Annotated in this window: 14 protein-coding genes; 5 read left to right on the top strand and 9 right to left on the bottom strand. The window is 38.6% G+C overall.

What is annotated here, in order from left to right; all coding sequences use genetic code 11:
• Positions 1-57: 57 nt before the first annotated feature.
• On the top strand, positions 58-870 hold the full coding sequence (locus EHO65_RS01635; RefSeq protein WP_135772492.1) for an Lp29 family lipoprotein: 813 nt from the start codon (positions 58-60) through the stop codon (positions 868-870).
• Positions 871-905: 35 nt separating this feature from the next.
• On the opposite strand, the gene EHO65_RS01630 is transcribed toward EHO65_RS01635, so the two are convergent.
• Positions 906-1,205 carry a hypothetical protein gene (locus EHO65_RS01630; RefSeq protein ID WP_135772491.1) on the bottom strand — a complete coding sequence of 100 codons (300 nt, stop codon included), beginning with the start codon at positions 1,203-1,205 and terminating at the stop codon, positions 906-908.
• A gap of 372 nt (positions 1,206-1,577) precedes the next feature.
• Between EHO65_RS01630 and EHO65_RS01625 the strand changes: the two genes are divergently transcribed.
• Complete coding sequence (locus EHO65_RS01625) at positions 1,578-2,723, top strand: DUF1577 domain-containing protein (RefSeq protein ID WP_135772490.1); 1,146 nt, start codon at positions 1,578-1,580, stop codon at positions 2,721-2,723.
• Position 2,724: 1 nt separating this feature from the next.
• Here EHO65_RS01625 and EHO65_RS01620 read toward each other — a convergent pair whose 3' ends face one another.
• From EHO65_RS01620 to EHO65_RS01610, 3 genes are read right to left on the bottom strand one after another with little or no spacing between them, the layout of a single operon-like run.
• Entirely contained in the window at positions 2,725-5,022 is a 2,298-nt protein-coding gene (locus EHO65_RS01620) for a DNA polymerase domain-containing protein (RefSeq protein ID WP_135772489.1), read from the bottom strand.
• The gene (locus EHO65_RS01615; protein ID WP_135772488.1) at positions 5,019-5,279 is read right to left on the bottom strand and encodes a DUF8156 family protein; all 261 of its coding nucleotides are present in this window, start codon (positions 5,277-5,279) and stop codon (positions 5,019-5,021) included. Before EHO65_RS01615 ends, EHO65_RS01620 begins: the two co-directional genes overlap by 4 nt.
• Complete coding sequence (locus EHO65_RS01610; RefSeq protein WP_135772487.1) at positions 5,272-5,919, bottom strand: hypothetical protein; 648 nt, start codon at positions 5,917-5,919, stop codon at positions 5,272-5,274. Before EHO65_RS01610 ends, EHO65_RS01615 begins: the two co-directional genes overlap by 8 nt.
• A gap of 132 nt (positions 5,920-6,051) precedes the next feature.
• Here EHO65_RS01610 and EHO65_RS01605 point away from each other — a divergent pair, with 132 nt between their 5' ends.
• Complete coding sequence (locus EHO65_RS01605) at positions 6,052-6,573, top strand: Pycsar system effector family protein (protein ID WP_244243398.1); 522 nt, start codon at positions 6,052-6,054, stop codon at positions 6,571-6,573.
• Here the strand turns inward: EHO65_RS01605 and EHO65_RS01600 are convergent, their stop codons facing one another.
• From EHO65_RS01600 to EHO65_RS01580, 5 genes are read right to left on the bottom strand one after another with little or no spacing between them, the layout of a single operon-like run.
• Complete coding sequence (locus EHO65_RS01600; protein WP_135772485.1) at positions 6,574-8,547, bottom strand: hypothetical protein; 1,974 nt, start codon at positions 8,545-8,547, stop codon at positions 6,574-6,576.
• A 39-nt stretch (positions 8,548-8,586) separates the two neighbouring features.
• Complete coding sequence (locus tag EHO65_RS01595; protein ID WP_135772484.1) at positions 8,587-9,777, bottom strand: acyltransferase family protein; 1,191 nt, start codon at positions 9,775-9,777, stop codon at positions 8,587-8,589.
• A 12-nt stretch (positions 9,778-9,789) separates the two neighbouring features.
• Complete coding sequence (locus EHO65_RS01590) at positions 9,790-10,989, bottom strand: acyltransferase family protein (RefSeq protein WP_135772483.1); 1,200 nt, start codon at positions 10,987-10,989, stop codon at positions 9,790-9,792.
• 30 nt (positions 10,990-11,019) lie between these two features.
• On the bottom strand, positions 11,020-12,267 hold the full coding sequence (glyA, locus tag EHO65_RS01585; protein ID WP_135772482.1) for a serine hydroxymethyltransferase: 1,248 nt from the start codon (positions 12,265-12,267) through the stop codon (positions 11,020-11,022).
• A 27-nt stretch (positions 12,268-12,294) separates the two neighbouring features.
• On the bottom strand, positions 12,295-13,128 hold the full coding sequence (locus EHO65_RS01580; RefSeq protein WP_135772523.1) for a lipoate--protein ligase family protein: 834 nt from the start codon (positions 13,126-13,128) through the stop codon (positions 12,295-12,297).
• A 385-nt stretch (positions 13,129-13,513) separates the two neighbouring features.
• Between EHO65_RS01580 and EHO65_RS01575 the strand changes: the two genes are divergently transcribed.
• Together EHO65_RS01575 and EHO65_RS01570 are read left to right on the top strand one after the other, a co-directional pair.
• The gene (locus tag EHO65_RS01575; protein WP_244243397.1) at positions 13,514-14,107 is read left to right on the top strand and encodes an SGNH/GDSL hydrolase family protein; all 594 of its coding nucleotides are present in this window, start codon (positions 13,514-13,516) and stop codon (positions 14,105-14,107) included.
• Positions 14,104-14,898 (top strand): hypothetical protein, encoded by a 795-nt coding sequence (locus EHO65_RS01570; RefSeq protein WP_135772480.1) that lies wholly within the window; start codon positions 14,104-14,106, stop codon positions 14,896-14,898. Before EHO65_RS01575 ends, EHO65_RS01570 begins: the two co-directional genes overlap by 4 nt.
• The last annotated feature ends 135 nt before the right edge of the window (positions 14,899-15,033 follow it).

The raw sequence follows: 15,033 nt of genomic DNA, 5'->3' as shown, positions 1-15,033 counted from the left end.
CTAACCGAAGTAAATTTTTTACTGGAATCTTATAGAAAATTCGTTTAGGGTTTCCAAATGCGTTTACTGGTCCTTTCCATCTTCTTCTTATTTTTATCCAATGCCTGCGCTTCTAGATATTCTCTTACCCAAAACAGCGATGTAGGAGCTCCTACAAAACCACTTATTAAAAAATTCAGGATTGCTTATATAGGATTTAATACATTCAAATCCACAAAATTAAAAAATCCGGATGGAACCGTGGATTTTGAAGCTCTCTCAGATCCATATTCTCGTACGATCAAAGAACCTGTCGGAGGAAGTTTTCCTATTCCTGGAGAAAATAAACCGAACGGAATTAGAAAGGATTTGGCTACGGAGAAGGTTTCAAAATTCGCAAAATCTTTCCTAGAGGTAACGGGTCCTACCGGCATCAAAGAATTAGAAAAGTTTTTGGAGATCTCAAAAACCGGGGATAATTATATATACTCGTTCAAAAATCTTCCTTACGATTACTATATTGTAGGTCTTCATTATCCTGTTTTTGAAAAAACAAGGAATGTAGGTCTGAACTTTATCACCATTTTTTCAAGTTTATTCAGTGTGGCAACCTTAGGGATCTTGCCTTCTTACGAGGCGTATGCAGCGAATACAAAAGTTTTAGTATATGATAAAAACCTAAATTTGCTCAAAGAACTGGAATATGATAATAATTATTCTGTTTGGAGAGCATTATGGATCTCCCCGAATCCTAAAGAATGTGGAATCGGAAGTTTGAGCTGTCTTGGAATGTTCAGCCCTACGTTGGGAACGAATCCACCTATGGTATTTGAAGCAAGTTCCCAAAAGATCAGTTCTGACTTAAGTGAATATATAAATACTTTAAAGTAAGAAAAGACACCCGGGGTCATCCCCCGGGCTAGAAGCTATTTAGCGAGAAGGGATGCGAGGAGACTTTTCTTATCGATAGGAGAATCGAAAATAGAAGCAGAACAAACTTTATAATTAACAGCAGATGGACAACTTGCTGTTCCTCCGATCTTACATCCTGATTTTTCACATTTTTTACGACTTTCAGAAGTATCAGAACCCGAATAGCTACAATAATCCCTACAGTTAGAGCTAGAGCCGGAACCGCAGATATAACATCCATCCGCGCTAAGGCCAAGTTTAGAATGAGCAGAGAGAATCAAGATGAGAAGCTGGACGATGAGTAGTTTTTTCATATATATCCCAAACTCAAAATTTGATTAATAATTTATTTCCAAATTGAACGATAGTCAATCGATTAATTTTTAGAAACGTTTTCTTTAAATTTAGATTAGTCCTATATCAAATAAAAAAATTAGTTTATGAAAACCTAGGTAAAACTCGACTTTTCGAGGATTTTTCCCACCTTTTCAGACTCTCCCTAAATCGAGTGATACGTTAGTCTGGATCCGTGTTCCCTAACGGACAAAATTTGGTAAAAATTTTTTTCCAAAAGAAGACGATTTCACCTCAAAAAAATCGAAAACGAAAGACATTCCAAGAATAAATTGTGAGTCGGTTAATTCGAAAAGAATCAATTCGCTTAATAAAAGAAGTATAGTCGGATTATGCAATATTTTGAAAAGAATTCCAGAGCTTTAGATTATATAGTTTCTAAAGATCAGAAAAAGCATGTTATTCTGAAATATCTACTAGACCAGGAACTTTCCCTTAAGATCTATCCTTTCGAGCAAAAGGCCGTCATCAAAAAGTATTTGGAAGAGGATGAGAAGATCCTGATCCGTATGCCTGAGGATTGGGAAGAAACCGGAGAGAAGAAGGTCTCTTTATTCAAGATCCTCGCTAAATATATAGAAATTGACTGTCAGTTCCTTCAAAAAGCGGAGAAGGACCTTTACCTTTTAAAAGTGGAAAGACTGGCGATTGCGAAATTGAACCGGGAAAGTGCCAGGGTCCAAGTCTCGAACGGCAAAGCTGTAGTTACGAATCTAATCACGCCTAAAACTGTAATCGAAGCGAATATGTTCAATATTCCGACTTTGATAAAGGTGAATTTAGAAGATTATAAGAACCGTCTGAAAAAGAACAGTACGGATAATATAGTGATCGAGACATTTAAACCTGGGTTAGACAGAAAGTTCGAGATTGTAAAACGTTCCCGAAAGTCTTTGCTATTAGAAGACACACAAAACGCTAATTCTTATTCTGAGTCAGGACCGGATCGTTTGGATTATTCCAAAGATATTGACGATGATATTGGGACTATCATTCGTAAATTTAAGGACCAAAAAATTGTTTCTGAACTCATTCGTCCTATCATTTACAAAAACCATTCGGATCAACCGGTTCCGATAGGTTATATCTGGATCCAAAGTAAGGATAAAAAACTCAGTTCGGATTATTTGGCGGAACTAGGAAGACTTTCAGACGAAGTTGTGGGCCGGATCAAAGAATCGAATACGATCAAGACCACTGAAAAATTTACAATTTTAGATGCTTCACCTAAAGGACTTAAGGTAAAGATACACGATCCGAATCTGATTGATACCTTACCTAAACAAGAGGGTTTTATATTCGATGTTCTATTCAAAATGCAGGCTCCTTTGACAGTTTCCGCCGTGATTCGCTGGTGGGGAAAGGACGAAGATGGAAATTTGACCTTAGGCCTTGAATTTAAGAGTAAATCGGACCATCCTGGAGAAAGGGATAGATATATTAAGAATTTAGAATTGATGCAGAAAGGCGCATTATGATCTAAAATTCGAATCTTCCTTGTGGATCTATAAGAGAATCAAAATCCTTGAAAGATGCGAATTCCGCCCAAACTTCCCGGAAGACCCCAACTAACATTTTTCTATAATATTCTTTGTCGAAACCTGTTCTTTTGATCCTGTTCGGATGGAGTTGTAATTCTTCTTCCGGCATATATCTTCTATCCTTGGTTTTCGATTTCTGGTTCAATACTAAGTATTTTATCTTTTCTCCTGCCTGTACATGCATTCCAAAATCTTTTAGTTTCATCATAGAAAGTGCAGTGGCTCCCATTACTTCATATTCTTCCAATTCTCTGGAACTGGATTTGAGAAGTAGAAGATTTTCAGGAGGGATACAATTCTGCCGGATCATAGAATCATATTTATGATAGATGGATAAAATTTCAGATTCGGACTTTTTTAGATCTTGGATCGTAATTTTAGTTTTCATCCATTCCAACATTTCACTTTGTGCACTTGTTATAAAGTAGGGAAGATCCTTTCTTCTGGCCCCTATTCCTCTGCATTTCAATTTTCCGGATTGGAATCTTCCCATATACCTGTTCGCTACGGGCATCTCGGAATCTTGACTAGACGGAGGAAAAAGTAACCAGGTATATATCCCATCCACTTCCATTCGGATCCCGGTCCTTTTTTGTATTTCTAAACACAAAGAGTTTAGCTCGGATGCGCTTAATGGAGAAGAGTTATAGTTTTTAATGAATAAACTGTCCGTGATTGCGTGAACGAACTCATAGCCGAATTCTTCTGCAGTTTCTTTTGCGAGTAGAAGTTTTTCTCTTCCGAATGCGTTTACACTTTCGTGACTTTCTAATCTTCCGAATTTTGCATTTCTATACCCTAAGTATCCGAAAGAAGTGACTAGCATCCATTTTAAGCTGGCTTGTTTTGCTTCGTAGTCCTCTAATTGTTTTCCGGAAGTGACCTTGGCTTGTTTTTTGTAATAGGCCCTTCTTTCCAACACATGCTCCAAGGCTTCCGAAACAACTCCTTTACGTTTGTCGCATATACGATATCCTATATCCGGTGCCTTGGGAACTGTTTCATCATCAACGCAGCATAGGCAGTTCACACATTCTGGAGAAATATTATGCATTGCCATGATGCTCGGATACATCTGAGCAAAATCCAATTGTGCAACATTTTCCGCCGTTTTTCCTTCACTGACATCCGGTTGGAAAACTAAACCGCCTTTGTCTGCTTCCAATAATTGGAGAGCGGTTTTTGGGGCCTCTACCGCACTTTTTTGCCAAGGAACTAAATAACCTCTTCTTAAGGCTACATCCGTTTCAATATAAGTGAGTGCCTTCCCTGTGGATGCTCTTGCCATTTTTTGCATAGGAAGTCTGGAGAGCCTTGCTAGTTCCACGACTCCCATTAGATCCGCTTCCTTATACACGAAACTATTTTTAGAATCTATATGCCATCTTCCGAATAAAGGATAAGAAGGTGCACGAAATACTATATTTCCATACGTAAAATAACTGGTTCCTTTGGTGCTGATATTTCTTCGGATAGGAGTGGTTCTATCTCTGTCCAGTGCCGGTAGAAATCCCTGCCTTTGGGATTGGTAAAACAAGTAGGGTAGAATGACTTGGTCTCCGTATCTGGTAAGTAGAATGTCCGGATCTTCTTCCCTTAGAAGTATATCTAGTTTTTCTAATAATCTTCTTGGATTTTTTCCGGACAATTCATGATAATCTGTGTCTGTTCTTACTATTAATGGGTTGTTTTCTATACTGATCCTATGGCTCTTTTGGAGATTTAGATACATGATCTTGAATTTAGGAACTTCATAATCCATTTCCGAAGGAGAATCTTCGGTTCTTATATTTACGATCCTTTTTGCTCCAGGATCTTCGGTATAATCTATCTCCATTTTGCATAAAGGAAATAGGCCCTTCTGGAACATATAACTTGTAGGAAGATCCAGATCCGAATGATAGATCTCGAATTTCCCATATAGAGCATATAATTTGCGGCTGATCTTAGGTAGTATAGAAGGTTTGGTGATCGTAATTTTTAGGACTGGGACAGTTTTGTTTTCGTAAAATAGTTTTCTATTTTCAGGAACGGGAATATCTACGATAGCATCCAGTTCGAAAAGACGTTTTACTAATTTTTTAAGTAGATCAGATTCTCCTCTTGCGTATATGATCGGATTAAATTTGTCCAAGAAGAGTTGGGATTCACCTTTTTCATTTTTTAACCAAAGATATACCATGTCCTCCGCATGATAAACGTCGAACAAATATCCCTTGGCGGTTTGGAGGTTCATTCCGATTTCCGAAGAGTTTCCGTTTCTTTTTTTAATCTAAGTATCTCTTTTTTCAGATCTATCATCATCGTAAGAAGCATGATATCGATTGGATAAGGAGAAGAAGCCATCACACCTGCTTGTACCTGTAATTTTGCAGTTCGGATCAACTCGTCAAAAATTTCCTGATCCGGTTTACGAAGTCCTCTTCTGTATTGCCCAAGGCTGGACTCTATATATTGCATTTGTCTGGAATATGGAATAACCGTCCTACCCATAAATAAACTCCTGTTTAGAATTTGGATCTGTTCCGATCTCATACATAGATTTTGCTTTTCTGATCTTTAAATAAGAATGGCCTTCCACCATATTCAACTCCCAAAGATCTTCCGAAAGAGAGACTAACTTAGGGAAAATTTTTTGAAAGTTGGGATGAGTGTATTTTGTGGATTCTACAAGAACGATCGGGATTTGTCTAGAACGCATACGTTCCAATAATAATACCAATTTTTCCAAAAGAAAAAGACCCTCGTCGTCTTGGACATCCCCATCGAAGAATTGTTTGCATGGAGCTAAAATGAAATAGATAGTATTCTCTTTTGTGGAAGTATAGATTTCCTTTAAAGAGTCCAGGATCTGATAAGGAGTGAATGCTCTTTGTACCAGTATCTTTTCTAATAGAGCTTCGGGAGATACCCTTCTTTTTCTGGTCTCTTCTGTAATCGTGAATACATCGAAACGAATGGCGCAGTCCAAATTAAAAACCTGGAATCCAGAAACCGCAAATGCGTATTCCCAACGAAGCGCCAATTTATAGATTCCTTGCCTTCCCGTTAAAAGCCCAACATTGTCTCTGCTCCAGCCTAGGACCGGGCGAAATAGCTGGTCTTGGAAACCTTCCAAAGGGCCTAAATACATATATACTATATAAATGATATGTTAAAAAATGTAAAGTGATTTGAGATGTAGGAATTCCAAAAAGGGTACTTTGGGCTACGGCCTACTGCAATTATGTCTTGTCGAAATAAATTTTCCAAAATCCTTGGAGCTATGGAATCAGATCATTTCAAAACGGTCCGTGCTCGTTCTGCTGTAGATTATCTTTTTAGGACCGTTCACCAACATCACTCTCAGCTCAGTCAGATGGCGGACCAAAAGGCGAATATTCTGATCGCTGCATCATTCGTTATACTTTCGCTTTCCTTGGGATATGTACAAAGACCCACCTATAGAACAGGCTTACTAACTCTGATGGTATTTATTGTAATCGCAGCGAGTTTGGCTATACTTGCGGTGATGCCTACATTCAAACAGAAGAAGAATGGAAAATCAAATCCCTTGTTTTTCGGACATTTTGCTCCTATGAGTGAAAATGAATTTATGAATAAGATGGAAGAGATTGCTTCGGAAGATTCTTCTTTATATGAAGCGTTAACTAGGGATCTATACCAGTTAGGAAAATCCCTTTACTTTACAAAATATAGATATTTGAGATGGAGTTATCGCTGTCTTTTAGTTGGTGTTACTTCTTCTATGATCTTAATATTCCTGGAAATTAAAGGAATTCTTTAATTACATCTTAATCTGAATAGGAACAAATTGATTTAAGATTTCCCTAACCGCCCGATTGAGTCTGGGCTTTCCTTCGGCTTCCAGAAGGATCCAATAGGCATAGTCAATACTGAACATGTCCTTGATATTCTTCCCGACTTTGACCCATTGTTGCTCTATTCTTTTTTTGGCTTCTACTGTAAGGTGCGGGTTCTTTTGGAAATTTTCCAAATAAGAATAATATTCTGAAGTAAGAGAAGCAGGGATTGGATCCTTCCATTTTCTGCCTCTTAAGGTTCTTTCCGTTTCCCAACGGAATTCTCCTAAGGTTTTAGTAACTACTAACGTGGCATTTTCAGTCATAACAACTGGGAATAATAGCCTACTGTAATCTTGGTTACCTACACTTGTTTCCTGCCAAAGTACTCCTCTATTTCCGCTATAAGGTAGAAGTATACAATCGGCAAAAAATTCTTTTCTATACTCATCCGTCTTGCTTGGGTCAGTATGAGATATCACACTAACTTCTCTATGGAAAATACTTTTATCTATCTTTAAAACTCTTTCTGCATTTGATAGGATCTTATCCGGGAAAGTAAGATTGGATTCTGTTGCTCCGTAAAATTGATCTTCGGAGAGGATCGGATAAGCAAAATTTGGGTTTAAGGAAACTCCTAAAAGCCCCATATAAAGTATATTTTCCAGTTCCCAATCAAGAATATGCAAAAGATATTCTTTATTCATAATATTCTTCGCTTCAGCTTCTTGGTTCCAGCGTAGATTTGATTTTTGGACCTGATCGTAAGTTTGTCCGAAATGATTTTGAGAAGGATTCTTTTTGCCGGCGAGTATTAAGTTCAACCAATCAGGAAGAAGGTGAATAGAAAGTTTTACTTCCTGATATTGGCGATCGTTGACGGAGGATTTTAATGTAGTGATCGCAAGTTCAAGATCCTGCAATCTTTTGGCAGAGACTAAACCTTCATCCAAGAAGAAAAAATGTATAAATAGAAGAACAGGCTTGGGTACATGCGCTGCCTGAGAGCGGAATTTTATAAAACAAACCTTGTATAATCGTATTAATATTTTATAATCTTCTTGTCTATGTCTTCTGCGTATTAGTCCTGGATGCTCTTTGTATGCGGTTACAAGCCTGGTAATTTCTTCACAAACACCAGGGTTCAGTCCCGAATATTCTAAAATTTGGGTAAGACTGTTCGTATATTCTTCCGGTATGGTGCCGGAATGAGCGGGGCCTGCAGGACTTGTTTTAGGAGCTTCGGCCCATTCTTCCGTTTTTTTATCGTCCAGTTCAGGAGTTGTTTTGATCTGAAGGGTGAGATTTGTTCCTTCTTGAGAGAGCAAGATCGCCTCGGATTTAAGCCATTGTTTACTCTCGTCTGGAACTAAGATCTGCATTCTTTCATATCTTGTGAGAGAGAATGTAGCTCCTACTTTTTTGGTATAAATCCTGGCTCGTATTGCTCGATTTAGGGCATTTTCATCCAGTTCTTGTATTCCTAATAAGGCTGGAAATCTTTCTTCGGAGTCAGTTTCTAAAATCGCAGTGATGAAGTTTTTGGCAGTCGCCTTATGATCTTCTATCAAATGATCCAAAGCATGTACGATCAATATATCTTTCCATGCGGGAAGATTACTTTGTTCGGCTAAGAATTGTAAAAACTCCGGAAGGAAATATTTTCGATACCAAGAAGGATCTTCTGCCAGTCGTTTTAGATCCGAGTTATCAACATGATCCAAGAATGTGTGGAACAGATTCGTATCCTTGGAATTGAAATGATGAAGTTGTAGTTTTGATACGATCTTAGCTCTATATTCTAAAGCGAGGCGGTTTTGTCTGCGTAGATAACGTTGTAATAGATAAATTACTGTGAATAGAAGGACTAAAAAGATCGCTCCGCTGATAACAGGAGTCCAAGAGAACTCTGGCCAAATCAGGATAGGGTTTCCGGGATCCTGACCTAATATAAGCATGCAAAAATATTAAATAGAATTATAAAGTAGTCAAGATGTTTACTTGGTTTGGAGCTCTTTCTTTTTCATTCTTTTTAGTATATAATCTCGAATTGCTAAGAACGGCCTTTCCGTAATATAAAAAATCGGAACGCAAACAACGAAAACAAATAATACCGTATAAATTCCAAGAAGTAAGTAAGGTCCCGCTTCTAATCCGGATGGAAGATTATTTTTGAATATAAACCGAAGGGCGGCCAGTAAAAACATTCCGTGCCAAAGATACATTGTATAGCTTGTCCGAGCTATCGGAGTGAAAAAGCGTGATCTGAATATAAAATTCCAGAAATTCCCTTCGAGTAAACATGCAATAAATAAAACAGCGAAACTAAATTGGAAATATGTATGAATGAATATCGAATTTATATTTGTTCTACTCATCAGAAGTGCGATACAGAGAGATAACGCGGCTCCGATCGAAAAACCTAAGTTTTTTGTCCGACTCGTGTTTTTTAGGAATTCAGGTTTCCATCTTACAAGCTCAGTAAGCAACATTCCTACAATGATCGCATCGAAACGGGATTCTGTATGAAAGCTGGTCCAATCCGCCGTAAAGCCGAAGTGATAATAGAAACCTCTGATAATCATAGGGATAAAATATAGTACGACTAATATGATCCTTCGCATTTCCGCTTTTTGTTTGAAAAGAAGGATGGAGCATAGTGGAGGAACGACTAAATAAAATTGTTCTTCGATGGAAAGACTCCAGCCGAATGAAAATAATCTATCATGGAAAAAATTGGAAATATATAAAAAATCAGTCCAGGAATTTGAGAGAGAGTTCGCTAATTTTTCTTTTATGATCAGGATTTCCGGAGAAGGGGAGGTCATTTTTTCGCCGATTTTGTAGGCTGCTTTAGTTTGTATAAAATGAACAATTAAACAAATGTAATATGCAGGTATGATCCTAAATGTACGTTTTAAGTAGAATTTTTTTAGATCGATCTTGGAACTTCTTCCGTATTCATCTAATAACCCACCGTAGATCAGGAACCCGCTTAACATGAAAAATAGATCAACGGATGATTGTAAGTTTACGATAATTGTGGTTAATATTTCCCCGTCGGAGACCAGAACTTTCCCTGCTCCAGTCCCAAGATGGAAAATAATCACCATAAATATGGAGAGAGCTCTTAGGCCGTTTAATGAGGGGATTTCGGCGTCATTTTTAGCATATAAGTATTTTAGCATGTATTTTACCAGTTAGTTAGGTGTTGAAGTCGATCTTGCCTTTAGTCTAGCAATCCATTTGTCTTTAAGATTTAAGAATGGTTTTTCGATCAAATAGAATAGAATGGTACAGAATAAGAAAGTGAATAATACCGCAACTATAAAAGTGGCGAAAGTCCTGGAATAACTTAAGGATTGTATTACTGTTCCACAAACTATGGAGATTGCTGCGGAGGTCGGGTATAAATGCCAAAGATACATTGTGTAACTCACCCGAGCGATAGGACGAAATCCGGAAAAGCTTAAAAATTTGCCTATATAGGAATTTTCGGAAAGGCTAACTAATACAATTCCTGCAAAACCAAGATTCAAACAATTATAAGCATAAATTTGAGTGACTGCGGTTTTCTCCGTCAAAAAGCCTATTGCTGCGAGAATAATAGAAACAGAAAGCACGGCATAACGGATCGGTTTTTTCTGGGAAAAGTTTGAATAATAAGAAGAAAGAAAAAATTCGGAACACAACATTCCAGCAATAAGCGAATCGAATCTAGTCTCGCTATGGGTATATATGATTTTGACAGGCAAAATATCGAATTGGGAATAAACCGCTCTTAATATGACCGGAACAAAATAAAGGCCCACAAGTAGGATCCTTCTTGTGGAATCTGAAATTTTGAAAAAGAGCAATGCACATAAAGGAGGCAATATTAAATAGAACTGCTCCTCAATCGATAAAGACCATCCGTAATCGAATAATCTTCCTTTCGTATAATTGGAAATATAGAATAGATCCGCCCATGCGTAGGAAATACTTTCTGTCAAACTCTGTTTTAAAAGGGTTTTGGAAGCATCTAAATTTTCTGCAGCGTTCAAGGATTTTAACATTCCTCTCATGCTGAGATATTGGACTAAGAGTAGAAAATAGTAAGCAGGGAAGATCCTAAGAGATCTTTTAATATAAAAAAGGGATAACTTTATGTTCCCATACTTTATTTTCTCTTTTAGTAGATTTCCATAAATTAGGAACCCACTTAGTATAAAGAATAAGTCGATCCCGGCAGTAAGGTTTTTAAGAGCGGTATCCAATAAGTTGGGGATATTAGGGATAAAATGATTTGCCCCAATCCATATATGGAGCCCTATGATCATCATAATGGAGATAGCTCTGACTCCATTAAGGGCAGGGTATTCCTCATCCCGCTTCTCTGTAATATACGAAAAAAATTTCATAAGGCTCTCTTATACGTTAACTTAAAGTAATTAATCCAATCTAAAATTGGTCATTGGGAATTGTTGGGTGATCTCTTTTACACCTTGTCTAACTTTTTCTTTGGTCTTTTCGTCATCCGGATTGTCCAAGAAATCGCAGATCAAATTTCCTACTTTCTCAATATCAGCAGGTTTGAGCCCTCTGGTTGTAAGTGCAGGAGTTCCTAAACGAATTCCGGAAGCAACTGCAGGAGGATTTTTGTCGAATGGGATCGCGTTCTTATTCACGGTAACTCCCACTTCGTCCAGTCCGTCAGCTGCTTTGGCACCGGTTAAACCTTTTACGGAAACATCGAGTAGGACCAGGTGGTTGTCGGTCCCGCCGCTAACTACTCTGAATCCTCTTTTTACAAAAACTTCTGCCAATGTTTTAGCGTTTGCGAGTACTGTTTCGATGTACTTTTTATAATCAGGAGTTAAAGTTTCTCCGAACGCCACCGCTTTTGCCGCGATCACATGCATTAAAGGTCCACCTTGGATGCCTGGGAAAACTCTAGAGTTTAATACTTTCTCGTTTTCTAATTTAGAAAGAATTAATCCACCTCTCGGTCCTCTGAGAGTTTTGTGGGTTGTAGTAGTAACATAATCAAAACTATCGATCGGAGAAGGGTGATATCCAGTTGCTACTAATCCGGAGATATGTGCGATATCTGCCATAAGTTTTGCGCCTACGGACTTTGCGATCTCTGCGAATTTATCAAAATCGATCGTTCTTGAATATGCAGAGGCACCTGCTACGATCAATTTAGGCTTATGTTCTTTTGCAAGAGATGCAAGAGCATCATAATCTATGGTTTCGGTTTTAGGATCTACACCGTAAGGGATCGGTTTATAATATTTTCCGCTGATATTTACCGGAGAACCATGAGTTAAATGTCCTCCATGAGCCAGATTCATTCCTAAGAAAGAATCTCCCGGTTCCATGGTAGCCAAGAAGACCGCCATATTTGCCTGCGCACCGGAGTGCGGCTGAACGTTTGCATATTCCGCTTTGAAGATCTTTTTTGCTCTTTCAATAGCCAGGGACTCTACAGCGTCTGCGTTTACGCATCCGTTATAATATCTTTTTCCAGGATATCCTTCCGCATATTTATTGGTAAGCGTGGAAGTATAAGCTTCCAAAACGGCTCTGGACACGAAGTTTTCGGAAGCGATCATTTCCAGGTTTTGTTCCTGTCTTTGGTCTTCCGCTTGTAAGGCTTTGAAAATTTCGGGGTCTTGTTGGGGAAGGTATTTCATTTTTTCCTCTGTCGTGTCCTGCGAGAATCATTCTCCCAGGATATATCCTAGATTTGAATATTTTTCCTGAAACAGCCGATCTGCTATCTTGCGAACGTTTCGAAAGAAGGAAGGATCCGCTTCGGTACCTAGGATTTCAACCCCCAGATAATCCGCAAATAAAAGGGAAAGGTCTTGTTTGAATTTTCCTGGCGAAAAAGAGGCTGGTAAGGAGGTCACAAATTCATCGTGACTTCTGCCTTTTCTATATTCGGGTTCTTCCGGAGGATGGGGTAGGAGGTCCGACACCAAGGGAATAAGTCTTGAGTCCAGGATCAAGGTCCCATGTTGTACGATGCAGTTCTTCTTTCTGAATTGAGCATTACCCGAAATTTTTTTCCATACATCCGGAGAAAGCTCCAAGGCAAGATCAGACTTACCCTTACATTTTGTCTTTAGTCCTTGTTTATTCAAGGCGGACGATATTAAGCCTAAGAATATATTATAAGAATTGGAGACCGGATACAGTTCGGGTTTCACTTCTAGGGAAACAAAAAGACTGAAGTTCAGATTCCATCCAGGCTCATGAACAACTGTCCCTCCACCGCTTGCTCTTCTGGCAATATAAACCGGATCTGTTGGAGAAGGTTTTTTAGGAGCTTGCCTTTTCCGGAATATCGCGAGGAAACTTTCCGTATTTTCTTTCCCTGCGCTTAGCTCCGGTTTTTCAGAGAGACCCATTATAATGGACCTAGGTCCTTCCCAGAACCGAACTCCACCGGAATATCCACCGGATACTAGTTGGACTGCAAGAGCTTCTTCTAAAGCTAGATTATAATAAGGAGTCCGAATGGATTTTTGGTCTAGTATAAAAGTCCGCACTTCGAGACCAGAGTCTATCGGACTATAGTTTTCGTCCATGGGTTTTACTACGGGCTGTGGTCTTAATCGATTAATTTAAACATCAGTCCTAGCCTTATTTTTTCTTCTCACTCAGGGAATAATTTTTAATACATTGTGTTAATAAAAATGAACCGCATTCCAATTGTATTATTAAAATATAATATTAAAGTGCACTTTAAGTTTTGTTGAACTCCGGTCACCGTCACTCTATTTTTAGGAAAATTGGAACATTCTCCTTTCTTTCCTTGTCCTAATTTATAGAGCATTATGAAAAATGAATATAATTTATTTCCAGAAGAAGTTGAGGCTTCTTTCTTTCCTTTCGAAAACCAGGGGAGTTTTTAATCGGTTTTCAGTTTTTGTTTTGGCGCTGGCACTTCTGTTAGGGGCCTGCGTTCAGGATCGAATCCAATCTAAAGAATCCAAATTATACAAACCTAGCTTTGCACTCTTCGGAGATAGTATCTCTGCCTTTTGGCCTGTGGAGCAACAGTTTCCTGAGTTTGAGACATATAAGAAAGCGTTTCCTGGAAGAAGGACCTACGAGATCCAAGAGGCTGCTGAAAATGAAACAATGAGATATCGGTCCTGTATGTTGAACGGTGGTGTAAACGATTTCCTCAATAATTTCGAACCCACTTGGGAGGAAGTCGATGCTACTGTTCAACGTCAGCTTAAGACCTTAGAGATATTAAACAACCATTGTGACTATATCATTGTATTGAACGTATGGACGGTACAACTTCCTTGGCCGACAAAAGCTGCGTCTATGATCAATTTAGAAATGAAGGAGAAGGTAACCTTCTTACCTAGGATAGATCCGGAAAATCTGATCCATAGCGAGATGTTATTGGACGGCGGTCACTTAACGGACGAGGGATATGGAATTCTTTCCCAAAGAGTAAGAGAATATCTTAAAGCAACTTTACCTGAGTTTTGGATGGAGTTTCTATTATGAAGTATAGATTCTTACTCCTTCTATTATTCTTAAGTCCGTTCGCAGAAATTTTTGCCTCAGACAAAACCGTAATCCCTTATCCTGCTTGGGGACAGTCAGTCGGAGTATATAATATATTTGTAATTAGCGCGGGCGCTAAAGAATATAGAAACTCTGAAAATTATGATCGCAATCGTAATGTTTCTTTGGACGGAGAGTTGAAATTAGGAGATCATTTTTCCGTTTCTGCGGGGTACGGATATGTGGATCAATATGCTACTCAGGCTACACCTTGGAGTGGTTGGGATAGATGGAAGGCAGGTCTAAAAACATTTTTTACCTTCGGGATATTTTCTATAGGAGGAGGTGTAAACGTTTACGGACCTTCTGTATCCGAACCTTGGATCGGAGAAAGAAATCCTGATCTTCTTTTGGTTCGCCCTCATTTAGGTTTTGTATTGGATTTTGGTAGAACTAAGTTCCAAGCTTTCGGTTTATACGAAAGAGAAACCGATTCTAAGTTTAGAGATCCGGTCCAGGATAAATATTATCGTTATATGGAAGCAGGGGCCACTCTTTCTTACGAAACGAATTCGAATTGGATCCTTCTTTTAGAAACTACCTATCGTATGGCAGTGGAAGATACGATACCGGCTCCTCGTTCTGATTCATTCAATCTTCATCCTGGAGTTCAGTATAAGATAGGAGATGGGGGACGAGTTTTCTTTAGCGGTTTATATGGGATGAGAAAGGATAATACTTACGATCAAGGCTTTAAGATGGGTTATCAGCAGATGTTTTCTTTTGAATGACCCTTGAGCAATATCCCATTTCAGATAAATATTCCCGTTATACGCCTCTTCTGAACTTCTTCGATACTTTCTAACGTTAAAATTTCCATCCTACTTATGATTCTGTCACACAAGGGATGAGCCCTTAGGCCCGCG

The organism is Leptospira andrefontaineae, from assembly GCF_004770105.1.
In the GTDB taxonomy this organism is placed as follows: domain Bacteria; phylum Spirochaetota; class Leptospiria; order Leptospirales; family Leptospiraceae; genus Leptospira_B; species Leptospira_B andrefontaineae.
The sequence above is the reverse complement of the archived record's forward strand: the minus strand, read 5'-3'. Positions and strand labels throughout refer to the sequence as shown.